Annotated in this window: 12 protein-coding genes; 2 read left to right on the forward strand and 10 right to left on the reverse strand. The window is 70.1% G+C overall.

Annotation, left to right across the window (positions count from 1 at the left end; translation table 11 throughout):
• The first annotated feature begins 41 nt into the window (after window positions 1-41).
• Window positions 42-1,037, forward strand: coding sequence for an LLM class flavin-dependent oxidoreductase (locus OO70_RS16355; RefSeq protein ID WP_043670731.1), 996 nt, complete (start codon window positions 42-44; stop codon window positions 1,035-1,037).
• Here the strand turns inward: OO70_RS16355 and OO70_RS16360 are convergent.
• Both OO70_RS16360 and OO70_RS16365 read right to left on the reverse strand, forming a co-directional pair.
• Window positions 1,027-2,049, reverse strand: coding sequence for an alcohol dehydrogenase (locus OO70_RS16360; RefSeq protein WP_043670734.1), 1,023 nt, complete (start codon window positions 2,047-2,049; stop codon window positions 1,027-1,029). The two genes, OO70_RS16355 and OO70_RS16360, sit on opposite strands and share 11 nt — an antisense overlap.
• 52 nt (window positions 2,050-2,101) lie before the next feature.
• On the reverse strand, window positions 2,102-4,573 hold the full coding sequence (locus OO70_RS16365) for an ATP-dependent Clp protease ATP-binding subunit (protein WP_043672570.1): 2,472 nt from the start codon (window positions 4,571-4,573) through the stop codon (window positions 2,102-2,104).
• 145 nt (window positions 4,574-4,718) lie between these two features.
• On the opposite strand from OO70_RS16365, the gene OO70_RS16370 reads away from it, so the two are divergent.
• Entirely contained in the window at window positions 4,719-7,079 is a 2,361-nt protein-coding gene (locus OO70_RS16370) for an ATP-binding cassette domain-containing protein (protein WP_043670737.1), read from the forward strand.
• Between the two features lie 28 nt (window positions 7,080-7,107).
• Here the strand turns inward: OO70_RS16370 and OO70_RS16375 are convergent, their stop codons facing one another.
• From OO70_RS16375 to OO70_RS16410, 8 genes are all read right to left on the reverse strand, one after another.
• Entirely contained in the window at window positions 7,108-7,539 is a 432-nt protein-coding gene (locus tag OO70_RS16375; protein ID WP_043670739.1) for a VOC family protein, read from the reverse strand.
• A 181-nt stretch (window positions 7,540-7,720) separates the two neighbouring features.
• Window positions 7,721-8,857, reverse strand: a complete 1,137-nt coding sequence (locus OO70_RS16380; RefSeq protein ID WP_043670742.1) for an alanine--tRNA ligase-related protein — start codon at window positions 8,855-8,857, stop codon at window positions 7,721-7,723.
• Between the two features lie 119 nt (window positions 8,858-8,976).
• A complete protein-coding gene (locus tag OO70_RS16385; protein WP_043670746.1) occupies window positions 8,977-9,912 on the reverse strand; it encodes a lysophospholipid acyltransferase family protein in 936 nt (311 codons plus the stop codon).
• Complete coding sequence (locus OO70_RS16390; RefSeq protein WP_043670748.1) at window positions 9,912-10,685, reverse strand: GNAT family N-acetyltransferase; 774 nt, start codon at window positions 10,683-10,685, stop codon at window positions 9,912-9,914. The genes OO70_RS16385 and OO70_RS16390 overlap by 1 nt, the downstream gene beginning before the upstream one ends.
• A 172-nt stretch (window positions 10,686-10,857) precedes the next feature.
• A complete protein-coding gene (locus OO70_RS16395) occupies window positions 10,858-11,883 on the reverse strand; it encodes a hypothetical protein (protein WP_043670750.1) in 1,026 nt (341 codons plus the stop codon).
• A 122-nt stretch (window positions 11,884-12,005) separates the two neighbouring features.
• Window positions 12,006-12,755, reverse strand: coding sequence for a succinate dehydrogenase/fumarate reductase iron-sulfur subunit (locus OO70_RS16400; RefSeq protein ID WP_043670753.1), 750 nt, complete (start codon window positions 12,753-12,755; stop codon window positions 12,006-12,008).
• Complete coding sequence (locus tag OO70_RS16405; RefSeq protein WP_043670756.1) at window positions 12,752-14,704, reverse strand: fumarate reductase/succinate dehydrogenase flavoprotein subunit; 1,953 nt, start codon at window positions 14,702-14,704, stop codon at window positions 12,752-12,754. The genes OO70_RS16400 and OO70_RS16405 overlap by 4 nt, the downstream gene beginning before the upstream one ends.
• 1 nt (window position 14,705) lies before the next feature.
• Window positions 14,706-15,377 (reverse strand): succinate dehydrogenase, encoded by a 672-nt coding sequence (locus OO70_RS16410; protein WP_043670760.1) that lies wholly within the window; start codon window positions 15,375-15,377, stop codon window positions 14,706-14,708.
• Between the last annotated feature and the right edge of the window lie 30 nt (window positions 15,378-15,407).

Raw genomic sequence — 15,407 nt, forward strand, 5'->3', positions numbered from 1 at the left:
GGTTCCGGGAATGCCGGGGGCTCCCGGGCGTTGAAGTTCATGTGAGTTCTGTGATCGCCTCGACCCCCTTCTCCGTCCTCGACCGCTCCCGCACCCGCGAGGGGCACCCGCCCGCCGAGGCGCTGCGCGACACCGTGCGGCTGGCGCGGGAGGTCGAGGAGCTGGGCTATCACCGGTTCTGGGTGTCCGAGCACCACGGCGTGCCCGGGGTCGCCGGTTCCGCGCCGACCGTGCTGGCCGCCGCCGTCGCCTCGGCCACCCGCACCATCCGGGTCGGCACGGGCGGGGTGATGCTGCCCAACCACCAACCCCTGGTCGTGGCCGAGCAGTTCGGGGTCCTGGAGTCGCTGTTCCCCGGCCGGATCGACATGGGCCTGGGCCGCTCGGTCGGCTTCACCGACGGCGTCCGCAAGGCGCTGGGACGCGACAAGGACGACGCCGACGACTTCGCCGTACAACTCGACGAACTCCTCGACTGGTTCCGGGGCACTTCCCCCACAGGGGCGCACGCACGGCCCTCGGAAGGCCTCAGTGTCCCGCCGTTCGTCCTCGCGATGGGCGAGGGCGCCGACATTGCGGCCCGTGCCGGCCTGCCGATGGTGATCGGCGACCTCCGCAACCGGGACAAGATGCAACGCGGCATCGACCACTACCGCGCCCGGTTCCAGCCCTCCGCCTGGGCCCCGCAGCCCTACCTCGTCATCTCCGGCACGATCGCGGTGGCCGCCACCCCCGAAGCGGCCCGGCGACTGCTCGTCCCGGAAGCCTGGTCCATGGCGTACTCGCGCACCCATGGCACCTTCCCGCCGCTGCCGCTCGCCGAGCGCGTGGAACAACTCGCCATGACCGACAAGGAGTTCGGCTTCTACGAGTCCGGGCTCACCGGACAGCTCGCGGGCACCGAGGAACAGGTGGCCCACGAGCTGGAGACGGTGCTGAAGGAGACGGCGGCCGACGAGGTCCTCGTCACCACCAGCACCTACGACCGCGAAGCGCTGCTGGACTCCTACCGTCGGCTCGCCTCGCTCATGGCGTGAGCACCATCCGGAAGCGCGCGGCACCGGAGAGCATGCGCTCATAGGCCTCGCCCGCCTGATCCAGGGACACGGTCTCCACCATCGGATGGATACCGTGCAGGGCACTGAAGTCGAGGGTGTCCTGCACGTCCTGCGCGGTGCCGGACGGATGACCCCGAACCACCTTGCCGGGCATGATCAGTTGGAGCGGGCTGATCCCCAACGGCGCGGTGTCCGCCCCGACGACCACCAGCTCGCCGCGGGGCCTCAGCCCCTCCACGGTCGCCGTGGCCGCGTCGGCGTTGCCCGCCGTGGCCAGCACGACCTTGGCGCCGCCGAGGGCCCGCAGCGCCTCCGCGACCTCGGTGTCCGCCGTGCTGTCGACGTAGTGGTGCGCGCCCAACTGCTTGGCGAAATCGGCCTTTTCGGCGCCCCGCGCGATGGCCACGGTCTCAAATCCCATGGCGACCGCGTACTGCACACCCAGGTGACCGAGGCCGCCGAGTCCGAGTACGGCCACCAGGTCGCCCGGCCCCGCCGAACTGCGCCGCAGCCCGTTGAACGTGGTCACGCCCGCGCAGCCCATGGGCGCGGCGGCACTGGCCGACAGGCTCTCGGGGATGCGGGCCAGCGCGTCGACCGGCGCGACCGTCATCTCGGCGAAGCCGCCGTCGTACGCCCAGCCGGGCACCTTGAGGTTCTCGCAGACGATGAAGTCGCCCTGCCTGCACGGGGTGCAGTAGCCGCAGCTGCCGCCGAACCAGCCGACGGCCACCCGGTCGCCGACCCGCCAGCCCTGGTCCGAGGCGCCCTCACCGAGCGCGTCGATGTGCCCGGCGATCTCATGCCCGGTGACCAGCGGGAAGCGCACGCCCGGCACTCCGGCGTTCACGAAGAACGTGTCGCTGTGGCAGATCCCGCAGGCCTCCACGGCGATCCGCACATGGCCGGGTCCCGGCTGCGCCACGTCCCGCTCGACGACCTCGAACTCGCCACCGGCGGCGTCGACTTGCGCAACTCGATAACTGCTCATGCCTGTCTCCCAGAGGAGTAGGAGTGCGAATACGGCCCGATTAGTGCTCGGCTCACTGCTCGGCCGCCTGACTTGCCCTGATCTCGATCGCGCCGTCGCTCGCGTCGACCAACGCCCGGTCGCCCGCGTTGAGTTCACCGGCGAGAAGCAGATCGGCGAGCCGGTCGTCGACCTCGCGCTGGATGGTGCGGCGCAGCGGGCGGGCACCGAAGTCGGGCTGATAGCCCAGGTTCGCGAGCAGGTCGGCCGCCGCGTCGCTGACCTCCAGGGTGACGTCCTGGGCGTGCAGCCGGCGCCGGGTGTGTTCGAGCAACAGGTCGACGATCTCGCGGAGTTGGGCCCGTTCGAGACCCCGGAAGACGATGATCTCGTCGATGCGGTTGAGGAACTCGGGCCGGAAGTGCTGGTTCAGGACCGGCATCACCGACTCGCGGACCTTCGCGTAGTCGTCGACGCCCGCCGCGAGGATGCGGTCGGCGCCGATGTTCGACGTCATGATGACGACGGTGTTCTTGAAGTCGACCGTGCGGCCCTGCGAGTCGGTGAGCCGCCCGTCGTCCAGCAGTTGGAGCAGCGTGTTGAAGACGTCGGGGTGCGCCTTCTCGACCTCGTCGAGCAGCAGCACGGCGTACGGCTGCCTGCGGACAGCCTCGGTGAGCTGGCCGGCCTCCTCGTGGCCGACGTATCCGGGAGGGGCGCCGACCAGTCGGGAGACGGTGTGCCGTTCCTGGAACTCGCTCATGTCGAGGCGGATCATGCGGCTCTCGTCGCCGAAGAGGGCGGCGGCGAGGGCGCGGGCCAGTTCCGTCTTGCCGACGCCGGTGGGGCCGAGGAAGAGGAAGCTGCCGATGGGCCGGTTCGGGTCGCTCATGCCGGCCCGGGCACGGCGTACCGCGCGGGAGACGGCGGTGATGGCCTCGTCCTGGCCGACGACCCGCTCGTGGAGGTGCTCCTCCAACTTCATCAGCCGGGCGCGTTCCTCCTCGGTGAGCTGGGCGACGGGGATGCCGGTGGTGCGGGAGACGACCTCGGCGATGTCCTCGGCGGTGACCTTGGGCACCTGCTCCTCGGCGGAGCCGCCGGCCTTCAACTCGGCCTCGGTGTCCTTGATGCGGTCACGGAGTTCCCTGGCCCGCTCGTACTCCTCGTCGGCGACGGCCTGGTCCTTCTCCCGGTTCAGGGCGGCGAGCCGGTCCTCGACCTCGCGGTTGTCGGGCAGCGGGGTCTTGGCGCGCAGTCGCACCCGTGCCGCCGCCTGGTCCAGGATGTCGATGGCCTTGTCGGGCAGGAAGCGGGCGGTGACGTAACGGTCGGAGAGTTCGGCCGCCGCGACAACGGCCTCGTCGGTGATACGGACCTGGTGGTGGGCCTCGTAGCGGTCGCGCAGGCCGCGCAGGATCTCGATGGTGTCGTCGACCGTCGGCTCACCGACCAGGATGGGCGCGAAGCGGCGCTCCAGCGCGGAGTCCTTCTCGATGTACCTGCGGTACTCGTCGACGGTGGTGGCGCCGATGAGGTGCAACTGGCCGCGCGCCAGGGCGGGTTTGAGCATGTTCCCGGCGTCGAGGGCGCCGTCGCCACCACCGCCCGCGCCGACGACGGTGTGCAACTCGTCGAGGAACAGCACCAGTTCGTCGCTGTGCTCGCTCACCTCGTCGAGGAGCTTCTTCAGCCGTTCCTCGAACTCGCCCCGGTACTTGGTTCCTGCCACCATCCCGGCCAGGTCCAGCGACACGAGCCGCTTGCCCGCCAGGGTCTTCGGCACGTCACCGGCGACGATGCGCTGGGCGATGCCCTCGACGACGGCGGTCTTGCCGACGCCGGGGTCGCCGATGAGGACGGGGTTGTTCTTGCTGCGCCGGGACAGCACCTCGATGGTCTGCTCGACCTCCTCGTCCCGCCCGATCACCGGGTCCAGCCGCCCGGCACGGGCGTCCTCGGTGAGGTCACGGCCGTACTCGTCGACGGTCGGCGTCCTACTGGACCGCTTGCGCTCGGGCTCGGAACCGGTGGGCACCCGGTCGCTCTCCCAGCCGCTGCCGGCGAGGGCCTGTCCGGCGGCCGACTCGGGGTTGGCGGCCAGGGCCCGCAGCAGGTGTTCGGGGCCGATGTAGGAGGAGTCCTCGGCGCGGGAGATCCGGTACGCGTCGAGCAGGGCCCGCTTGGCGGCCGGGGTGAGCGTGGTGGGTTCGGTCTTCGGGCCGCCGTCGGCCCCGGCGGACAGCCGCTCCCGGATCCGGTCGGGGTCGGCGCCCGCCTCGCTGAGCAGCCGACGGGTCGCGTCCTGCTCGGTGGCGGCGGCGAGCAGATGCCGGGCGTCGAGTTCCTCGCTGCCCTCCACGGCGGCGATGTCCCGGGCCTGGGCCACCAGCTCGCGGGCCCGCTCGGAGAGCAGGCTGCCGATGTCGACGCGCTGCGCCCGGCGCGATGGAGCCGCCGGGCCGGAGCCGCCGAAATACCGGGACATCAGCTCGTCGAATTCCTCGAAGGGGCTGCGTCCGAAACCGAATCCGGGAGTGCTCATGACCACGGACCTTCCGTGCGGCGACTGGGCGGCGACTGGGCGGCGACTGGCATCCGTGCCTTCCAACGTGGCACAGCGCGGACGCCCCCGCACCCCCGCAGGTCACCGGGCGACACACGGCGTGCTCGCATAGACTCGCCGGGTCATGCACAGCCCTCGCGCCCCCTACGCCTCGTACGTCCCCGACTCCTACGTCCGTGTCCGCGACGCCCGCGAGCACAACCTCCAGGGCGTCGACGTCGACATCCCGCGGGACGTGTTGACCGTGTTCACAGGCGTCTCCGGCTCCGGTAAGTCGTCCCTCGCCTTCGGCACGATCTACGCGGAGGCCCAGCGTCGCTACTTCGAGTCGGTGGCGCCGTACGCCCGCCGCCTGATCCACCAGATAGGAGCGCCGAAGGTCGGCGTGATCACCGGCCTGCCGCCCGCCGTCTCGCTCCAGCAGAACCGCTCGACCCCCACCTCCCGCTCCTCGGTGGGCACGGTCACCAACCTCTCCAACTCACTCCGGATGCTGTTCTCCCGCGCCGGCGACTACCCACCCGGCGCCGAACGCCTCGACTCCGACGCCTTCTCCCCCAACACGGCGGCGGGCGCATGCCCGGAGTGCCACGGCCTCGGCCGAGTCCACCGCACGACCGAGGCATCTCTCGTCCCCGACCCCTCCCTGTCGATCCGCGAGGGCGCGATCGCCGCGTGGCCGGGCGCCTGGCAGGGCAAGAACCTGCGCGACATCCTCGACACACTCGGCTACGACGTCGACGTACCGTGGCGCCAACTCCCCGCCGAACAACGGGAGTGGATCCTCTTCACGGACGAGCAACCGGTCGTAACAGTCCATCCCGTGCGGGACGCCGACCGCATCCAACGCCCGTACCAGGGCACGTACATGAGCGCCCGCCGCTACGTCATGAAGACCTTCTCTGACACGAAGAGCCCCACCCTCCGGACCAAGGCGGAACGCTTCCTGACCAGCGCTCCCTGCCCGGTCTGCGGAGGCAGCAGACTGCGCGCCGAGTCCCTCGCGGTGACCATCGCGGGCCGCACGATCGCCGACCTGGCCGCGCTACCACTGGCGGAACTGACGAACACGCTGGGCGGCACCTCGGAGGCGGCCCGCGTCCTCACCGAGGATCTCAACTCCCGCATCGCCCCCATCCTCGAACTCGGCCTCGGCTACCTCAGCCTGCACCGCGCGACCCCCACCCTCTCGGCGGGCGAGCTCCAACGGCTGCGCCTGGCAACGCAGTTGAGATCCGGGCTGTTCGGTGTGGTCTACGTCCTGGACGAACCGTCCGCCGGACTGCACCCCGCCGACACCGAGGCCCTGCTCACGGTACTGAACCGACTGAAGGCCGCCGGCAACTCGGTGTTCGTGGTCGAGCACCACCTGGACGTCATGCGCGCCGCCGACTGGCTGGTGGACGTGGGCCCACTGGCAGGGGAGCACGGCGGGCGGGTACTGCACAGCGGACCGGTGGCAGAGTTGGCGGCGGTGACGGAATCGGCGACAGCCCGCTTCCTCTTCGACGACTCCCCCGCGCCCGCCCGCGAAGTCCGTTCCCCGCGAGGCGAGTTGAAGGTGGGCCCGGTGACGCGGCACAACCTGCGCGACGTGACGGCCGAATTCCCCCTGGGCGTATTCACTGCGGTAACCGGCGTCTCAGGATCGGGCAAGTCCACGCTCATCGGCGAGATCACCGAGGAACTGCCCGGCGTGGGACGCCTGGTGTCGGTCGACCAGAAACCGATCGGTCGTACCCCCCGCTCGAACCTGGCCACCTACACCGGCCTCTTCGACGTCGTCCGCAAGGTGTTCGCGTCCACCGACGAGGCCCGCCAACGGGGTTACGGCGTAGGCCGGTTCTCCTTCAACGTGCCGGGCGGACGCTGCGAGACCTGCCAGGGCGAGGGCTTCGTGAGCGTCGAGCTGCTCTTCCTCCCGAGCACGTACACGCCCTGCCCGGACTGTGGCGGGGCGCGCTACAACCCCGAGACACTCCAAGTGACGTACCGGGGACGGAACATCGCCGAGGTCCTCGACCTGACGGTGGAGGCCGCGGCGGACTTCTTCGCGGACACCTTGCTCGTGGCGCGCAGCCTCACCACACTCCTGGATGTCGGCCTCGGCTACCTGCGCCTGGGCCAACCGGCCACCGAACTCTCCGGCGGCGAGGCCCAACGCATCAAATTGGCCAGCGAGTTGCAGCGCGGCCGACGCGGCCACACCCTCTACCTCCTCGACGAACCGACGACCGGCCTCCACCCCGCCGACGTCGAGGTCCTGCTCCGCCAACTCCACGGCCTCGTCGACGCCGGCCACACCGTGGTGATGGTCGAACACGACATGGCGGTGGTGGCGGGCGCGGACTGGGTGATCGACTTGGGGCCGGGTGGAGGAAAGGAGGGGGGCCGGATCTTGGCGGCGGGCCCGCCGAGGGAGGTGGTCAGGGCGGCGGGCAGCGCTACTGCACCCTATTTGAGAAGGTTGCTGGCAACCCCCTAGAGCATGCATCAGAAGTGGATCTTGGGCGTCAGTCGGGCGTGACGGACGTCCCGCCCCATTCTTCCGGGGCAACATCGGCGAGGGTCTCGGAGAATGTCCATCGGTGGCCTGCGAGGTCCTCGGCGGCGTACTGCCGTTCGCCGTACTCGAAGTCGGTCGGTTCCATGACGATGCGGGCGCCGTGCCGCCGGGCCTGCTCGCAGTGGGCGCGCACCTCATCCACGCGCACCATCACCGAGTGCGTGACCTCGCCGGGGCGTGGAGGACGGCGGTCCTTGCTCGCATCCCCGACGATCACGGCACCATCACCGAACCCGAGTTGCGCTCGGTGGTCCTCACCGATCCGCACCCGCTCGACAAACCCGAAGGCTGCCCCCAGCCAGGCGACCGCCGCACGCACGTCGGGATAGATCAGGACAGGGATGACCGTCGACGCGGGGATGGAGCGATTCGGCTTCATGGCTGACTCCAGACGGGTGGACCGTTCCGCAATCTCGTCCAAACCTAGCGGAACAACCCATGTGTAAAGCGTCGTAGCCGCAGCGGCAGGTGTTGACATGCGGCTCCGCCGCGTGACCGCGCCCAGCCCCCGCGCACCCGCACCCGCACCCGCACCCGCACCCGCACCCGCACCCAACCGACTACCTGTCCTCCATCAACCCGGCGACCATTTCACGCGGCAGCCCATGCGTGTCATGGAGATACCCGTAGTCCTCCTCGGTCAACGTCCCCCGAAACCTCGGCCGAGACAACACCCGCCGCCCGCGCTCGAGGAGTTGACCGAACCGCCGCTCCTCGTCCAGCAACACCCCCCGCACAGTCCCGGTACCGAGAAGCTCCCCCGGCAGATCGCACAACGTACGCGAGTCGTCGTCCCGGCGCAGAACCGTGAGCACCCGCCGAATCAACCGCCGCAACACATACCCGCGCCCGGTGTTGGACGGCCGCACCCCGTCCCCGATGACGACCACGCCAGACCGCAGATGATCACAGACGACCCGCAAGTCGCGCTCGTCCAGCACCCACAGCGTCGGAACAACCCGCATCCACGGCTCGAACAGATCCGTCTCGTAGACCGACGGGCACCCTTGAAGGACAGACACGAGCCGCTCCAACCCCATGCCCGTGTCGACGTTGACCTGCCTCAGCGGCACAAACTCACCGTCATCGCCACGTTCGTACCGCATGTGCACGTGATTCCAGATCTCCACCCAGCGCGAGTCGGTGGTAGGGCTCCCCTCCGGCGGCCCGTCACCGGTCCAGAAGAAGATCTCCGAGTCGGGTCCACAGGGTCCGACGGGCCCGTTGGACCACCAGTTCTCGTCCCGGGTCGACTCCACCGGCAGACCCAACTCCCGCCAGGTGCGCAGGGATTCGAGGTCGGGGCCCACCTGTTCATCGCCGCCGAACACCGTGACGTACAACTTCTCGCGCGGGATACCGAAGCCGTCCCGCAGCAGCTCGTACCCCCAACGCAGGCTCTGCGGATGGTCGTAGTCGCCCAACGACCAGGAGCCCAGCATCTCGAACACGGTCAGGTGGGTGAGGTCGCCGACCTCGTCGAGATCCGTAGTACGCAGACAGCGCTGGACGTTGACCAGGCGCCGCCCCTGTGGATGGGGGCGGCCCTGGAGGTAAGGAGTGAGGGGGTGCATGCCGGAGGTGGTGAACAGGACCGGGTCCGACAGCGGTGGCAGGAGCGTGCTGCCGGTGATCAACTCGTGTCCGCGTTCGCGGTAGAAGTCGAGGAACGTGCGGACGGTGTCGTCGGTGTTCATGGCGGTGAGTCCTTCAGGTCGGGTGGGGACCGGAAAGGAACCGCGGGGAAGCCTGCGAAGGGGCTGGAAACGACACGTCCCGGCGGTCCGTTTCCGGCCGCCGGGAGAGGTCAGTGAGGTCAGGCGTCGGCAGCCGGCGAGCTGGTCGCTCGCGCGGTCGCGGTGCCGGTGTGCCTGATGATCCTCATGGACGCAACGCTAACAGGACGCCTCCGCGCCGTCCTGCGGATTTTCAGCGGGGCCTGCGCCACCGAGGTGCAGTGGTCCTGGTGCTGGGGCCGAGCCGTCACACCGGTCTGCGCCGCGTGGGCGAGGGAGCGGCGGTCGGGGTGGCTGCCGGGCGCGATGGTCTCTCCGACCTCGACCTCGGCGACGAGCCCACGCGTCGACACCACCCGCCACACCGAGGTGAGCAGGGAGTCGCTGCCGACGAAGGCGGGTGCGGTGCTGGCCGTGCCGCCGTCGGTCGTGTAGTGCAGGCCGACGGGTTGGACGGGTACTCCGGCGTCGAGCGCGGCCTGGAAGACGGCCCGCCGGAAGTGTCCCTGGGCCCGGCCGCACCAGGTGCTGCCCTCGGGGAAGACGGCGACCGCTCCCCCGTCGCGCAGGGCGCCCGCGATGGAGGCGACCGTCTCGGGGAGGGCACGCAGCCGGTCCCGGTCGATGAAGAGGGCGCCGCTGCCGGCGGTGAGCGTGCCGGCGACGGGCCAGTGCCGGATCTCGGCCTTGGCCAGCATGCGGGCGGGGCGTACGGCGGCCATCAGCGGGATGTCCAGCCACGAGATGTGGTTGGCGACCAGCAGCAGCCCGCCGGTGGGCGTGGTGGTGCCGGTGATGCGGAGCCGGATGCCGGCGGCCCGGACGATCGTCCGGCACCACCAGCGCACGGCGCGGGCGGGGACGCGCCCGCCGATCGGCGTGAGTGCGGCCCCGACAGCCACCACGATCAGTACCGCCACGAACCGCAGCATCGCGCGCGGTACGGCCGTGACGGACCCCTTCGACTCGATGCACGACCTGGGGGTGCAGGGCGCGCTGGGCAGCCAGACGCTCATCAGGCCGGGACGAGCGAGAGGAAGTGCCGCAGATAGCGCGGGTTGACCCGGCGCATCGACAGCAGCACGTACAGGTCGGCGACCCCGAAGTCCGGGTCGTGGGCGGGCTCGCCGCACACCCAGGCGCCGAGGCGGACGTATCCGCGCAGCAGCGGCGGGAGTTCGACGCGCTCGGTGGGGCGGGTCACGCCGTCGGCGCTCCAGGGCAGCAGCGGGCGTACCCGGAACTCCTCCGGAGCGAGGTGTTTGGCGCTGACCCGGTCCCAGGTGCCGGCGGCGAGGGCGCCGCCGTCGGCCAGCGGGATCGAGCAGCAGCCGGCGAGCCACTCGTGGCCGCGGTCGACCATGTAGCGGGCTATGCCGGCCCAGATGAGGCCGATGACCGCGCCGTCGCGGTGGTCGGGGTGGACGCAGGAGCGGCCGACCTCGACGAGGCCCGGGCGGATCGAGTCGAGGGGGGCGAGGTCGAACTCGCTCTCCGAGTAGAGCCGTCCGGCGACCGCGGCCCGCTCGGGCGGCAGCAGCCGGTAGGTGCCGACCACCTGCCCGGTGACCGTGTCGCGGACGAGGAGGTGGTCGCAGTAGGCGTCGAAGGCGTCCACGTCCAGGCCGGGCTCCGGGCTGGACAGGTGGGCGCCCATCTCCCCGGCGAAGACGTCGTGCCGCAGCCGCTGCGCGGCACGTACATCGTCCTCGTCGCGGGCGAGCGTGACGGTGTAGCGGGTCGGCGCGGCGGGCTGCGAAGGACGGTCGAGGGTGGAAACGCCGGTCATGGCTCTCCCTGATCACGGGCCGGGTTCGGCGAAGGAACAAGCTGGCCGGTTCCGTATGTCCGGTCGCAACAGTTCTTCCTACGCCGGGCGTCCTGCGCGTGACCTGTGCCCGGAGGGGGGATGTGGGGTTGTTGAACGGCGTCCTCACACCCCGGCCCTCAGGGTGTGCTGCTCATTTCGGCGGGGCGCACCGCCCCAGCCACTCCCGGGTCTCGTCGGCGCCCAGCACCCGCTCCAGCACCAGGTCACCGGTCATGCCGGGGAAGAACCGGCCCGCGGGCCAGCCGCGCTGGTACGGCGGCGGGTCGAGGACCACCACCCGTACGCCTTCAACGATCGGGATGTCGGTGGGAGTTCCCTCGTTCCACACCCAATCGCCGCCCGGGGTCACGAGGTTGAAGGAACCAGTGGTCGGCACCTGCCCCGGGGCGTCCCGGCACACGGCCGCCTCCTGCGCGGAGGGCGCCTGCCCGGGCACGTGTCCGCCGCCGATCAGGACGTCGGCGAGCAGGGTGTGCAGCTGGAAGTTGTCGCCGATGCCGGTCATGCGGAGCAGGTAGCCGGTGCCGGTGGGGCGGTGGAGGGCGAGGAGAGGTTCGTCGTCGAGGACGAGGAGGGCGTAGTGCAGGCATTTGAAGTCGTGGCCGGAGGCCTCCTGTACGGCACGGAGGGCGTCCAACAGGCCGGCGCGCAGGGCGGGTTCGAGTCCCGTGCGCACCGAGGGGCGGTTCAGCATCGCCACGGTGGCCATCTCCCAGCGGGGCAGCAGCCACCAGCCCAGGGTGGCGTCCTGGCCGGCCCGTTCGAGTACGGCGGGTTCCGGGTCACCCGTGTCCGGATCGGGCAGGCCTCCTCCCCCGGTCGCCGCCCAGCGCTCGCAGAACTCCCCGGCGGCGCCGAGGGCCGTGGCGAGCCCGGCCAGGACGTGCAGATCGCACAGCGTCGCGTCCGCGCCCCGCTCGACACAGGCGCCGACCACGACTGCCGTCAGGGCGCGCGGCCCCTCAGGCATGTCATGCAGCAGTGCCGCGAGACGGGGCCCGGCGGCTACGAGCTCGTCCTCCGCCGCCTGGTCGAACCGGCCGTACATGTCCTGAAGCAGGCGCTGGGCCCGCTCACCGTCCCGCTCGCGCACGGCGGTCTCGAACCCCGTCACGGCGTCCAGAAACCGCTCCCGCCCCCTGCCTGTGAAGATCATGCGCGCAGCTTACCGAGGGGCGCGATGCCTGGCGGGACCGGGGATGAGCACCACTCCCGGTCCCGCCCGTCCGCATCTTGTCGGCGAACGTTCTTGTCCCCCAAGGGAGTTCGTAGGGGTGTTCAGCGCTTGGCGACCTTGCGCGTCGCCCGCAGCCACTCCTTGTTCATGGCGGTGATGGAGACCAGGGGGATGCCCTTGGGGCAGGCGGTGGCACACTCGCCGGCCAGCGTGCAGCCGCCGAAGCCCTCGTCGTCCATCTGCGCCACCATGTCCAGCACCCGCGTCTCGCGCTCGGGGGCGCCCTGCGGGAGGACATTGAGGTGGTTGACCTTGGCGGAGGTGAACAGCATCGCCGCGCCGTTCGGACACGCGGCCACGCATGCCCCGCAGCCGATGCACTCGGCGTGCTCGAAGGCGAAGTCGGCGTCCGGTTTGGGAACGGCGGTGGCGTGGGCCTCGGGGGCGGCTCCCGTCGGGGCGGTGATGTAACCGCCGGCCTGGATGATCCGGTCGAAGGCCGAGCGGTCCACCACCAGGTCCTTGACGACCGGGAAGGCCGAGGCGCGCCAGGGCTCGATGTCGATCGTGTCGCCGTCCTCGAAGGACCGCATGTGGAGTTGGCAGGTGGTGGTGCGCTCCGGGCCGTGCGCGTCACCGTTGATCACCAGGCTGCACGCGCCGCAGATGCCCTCGCGGCAGTCGTGGTCGAAGGCGACCGGGTCCTCGCCCTTGAGGATGAGCTCCTCGTTGAGCGTGTCGAGCATCTCCAGGAACGACATGTCCGAGGAGATTCCGTCCACTTGGTAGGTGGACATGGCACCTTCGGCGTCGGCGTTGCGTTGCCGCCAGACGCGCAGGGTGAGCTTCATGCGTAGCTCCGCTGAGTGGGGTGGACGTACTCGAAGACCAGGTCTTCCTTGTGCAGCACGGGAGATGAACCCGTGCCGGTGAACTCCCAGGCGGCCGCGTAGCTGAACTCCTCGTCCCTGCGCGCCGCTTCGCCGTCCGGGGTCTGCGACTCCTCGCGGAAGTGGCCGCCGCAGGACTCGGCGCGGTTCAGTGCGTCGAGGCACATCAGCTCGGCGAGTTCCAGGTAGTCGACGATGCGGTTCGCCTTCTCCAGCGACTGGTTGAACTCCTCGCCGGTGCCCGGGACCTTGATCCGCCGCCAGAACTCCTCGCGGATCTGCGGGATGCGCTCCAGCGCCTTGCGCAGTCCGCTGTCGGTGCGGGCCATTCCGCAGAACTCCCACATGAGTTCGCCGAGTTCGCGGTGGAAGGAGTCGGGGGTGCGGTCGCCGTCCACCGCGAGCAGCAGGTTGATGCGGTCCTCGGTCTCGGCCAACACCTCCTGTACGACGGGGTGTTCGGCGGTGATGTCCTCATGTCCGGGGTGCCGGGCGAGGTAGTCGTTGATGGTCGCCGGGAGCACGAAGTAGCCGTCGGCGAGGCCCTGCATCAGCGCGGAGGCGCCGAGGCGGTTGGCGCCGTGGTCTGAGAAGTTGGCCTCGCCGATCGCGAACAGGCCCGGGATGGTGGTCTGGAGGTCGTAGTCGACCCAGAGGCCGCCCATCGTGTAGTGCACGGCGGGATAGATCCGCATCGGCACCGTGTACGGGTCCTCGGCGGTGATCCGGGCGTACATGTCGAAGAGGTTGCCGTACTTCTCCTCGACCGCCTTCCGCCCCAACCGCCCGATGGCGTCGGCGAAGTCGAGGTAGACACCCTGCCCGCCGGGGCCGACACCGCGCCCCTCGTCGCACACGTTCTTCGCGGCGCGGGAGGCGATGTCGCGGGGCACGAGGTTGCCGAAGGACGGGTAGATGCGCTCCAGGTAGTAGTCGCGCTCGTCCTCGGGGATCTGGTTCGGCGGACGCTGGTCGCCCGTGGCCTTCGGCACCCAGATCCGGCCGTCGTTGCGCAACGACTCGCTCATCAGGGTGAGTTTGGACTGGTGGTCGCCGGTGCGCGGGATGCAAGTCGGATGGATCTGTGTGAAGCACGGGTTGGCAAAGAGCGCGCCACGCCGGTGCGCGCGCCACACGGCGGTGGCGTTGGAGTTCATGGCGTTCGTCGACAGGTAGAAGACGTTGCCGTAGCCACCGCTGGCGAGAACGACGGCGTCCGCGAAGTACGTGTCGATACAGCCGCTGATGAGATCGCGCGCCACGATCCCGCGTGCCTTCCCGTCGATGACGATCAGGTCGAGCATCTCGGTGCGCGGGTGCATCTCGATGTTCCCGGCGGCGATCTGCCGGGACAGCGCCTGGTAGGCACCGAGGAGGAGTTGCTGTCCTGTCTGGCCGCGCGCGTAGAAGGTGCGGGATACCTGCACGCCCCCGAAGGAGCGGGTGTCGAGCAGGCCGCCGTACTCCCGCGCGAACGGCACGCCCTGCGCGACACACTGGTCGATGATCTCCACCGAAATCTGGGCCAGCCGGTGGACGTTGGACTCCCGGGCCCTGAAGTCGCCGCCCTTGACGGTGTCGTAGAAGAGGCGGTGGACGGAGTCGCCGTCGTTGCGGTAGTTCTTCGCCGCGTTGATGCCGCCCTGGGCGGCGATCGAGTGGGCGCGGCGCGGGGAGTCCTGGTAGCAGAACTGGACGACGTGGTAGCCCTGTTCGGCGAGGGTGGCGCCTGCGGAGCCGCCCGCGAGGCCGGTGCCGACGACGATCACCGTGTGCTTGCGCCGGTTGGCGGGGTTGACGAGTTTGGCCTCGAAACGGCGGGTGTCCCAGCGCTCGTTGATGGGGCCGGTGGGGGACTTGGTGTCGGTGACGGGTTCCCCGGTCGTGAAGTCCGCGTATTCAAGGGCCATTTCAGCTCACCACTCCGGTCATGACGCCCACGGGCACGGCGATGAAGCCAGCCGTGAGCAGCAGTGCGAGGACATTGGCGATGGTCTTCAGGGCGCGGTCGCGGCTGCGGCTGCCCGCGCCGAGAGTCTGGGCGGCGCTCCAGAAGCCGTGCCGGACGTGCAGGCCGAGAGCGAGCATCGCGACGATGTAGATGGTGTCGCCGTACCAGGTGGAGAAGGTGTCCACGACGTTCTGGTACGGGTGGCCCTCCTGGAAGCCGCCGGAGTGCACGGTGCCGGTCGTCAGGTCGAGGATGTGCCAGACGATGAACAGGGCGAGGATGATCCCGCCCCAGCGCATGGTGCGGGTCGCGTAGGTCGCCCGGGGTTTCCTGTGCACGTACTTGCTGGGGCGCGCCTTGATGTCGCGGCGGCTGAGCTGGTACGCGGAGACGGCGTGCGCGACCACGGCGACGACCAGGACGATCCGGATCAGCCAGAGCGTCCACTCGTAGTGCATGAAGGACTCGCCGACGGTGCGCAGCCAGTGGGCGTAGTGGTTGAACTCCCCCGCGCCGAAGAAGATCTTCAGGTTCCCGATCATGTGGACGACCAGGTACAGCAGCATGATCAGGCCGCTGACCGCCATCACTGTCTTCTTGCCGACGGAGCTGTCCCACACCGTGCGCGCCATCGACGGCCGTCGGTCCGTCCGCGTTGCCAG

Source organism: Streptomyces xylophagus, from assembly GCF_000716435.1.
In the GTDB taxonomy this organism is placed as follows: Bacteria; Actinomycetota; Actinomycetes; order Streptomycetales; family Streptomycetaceae; genus Streptomyces; species Streptomyces xylophagus.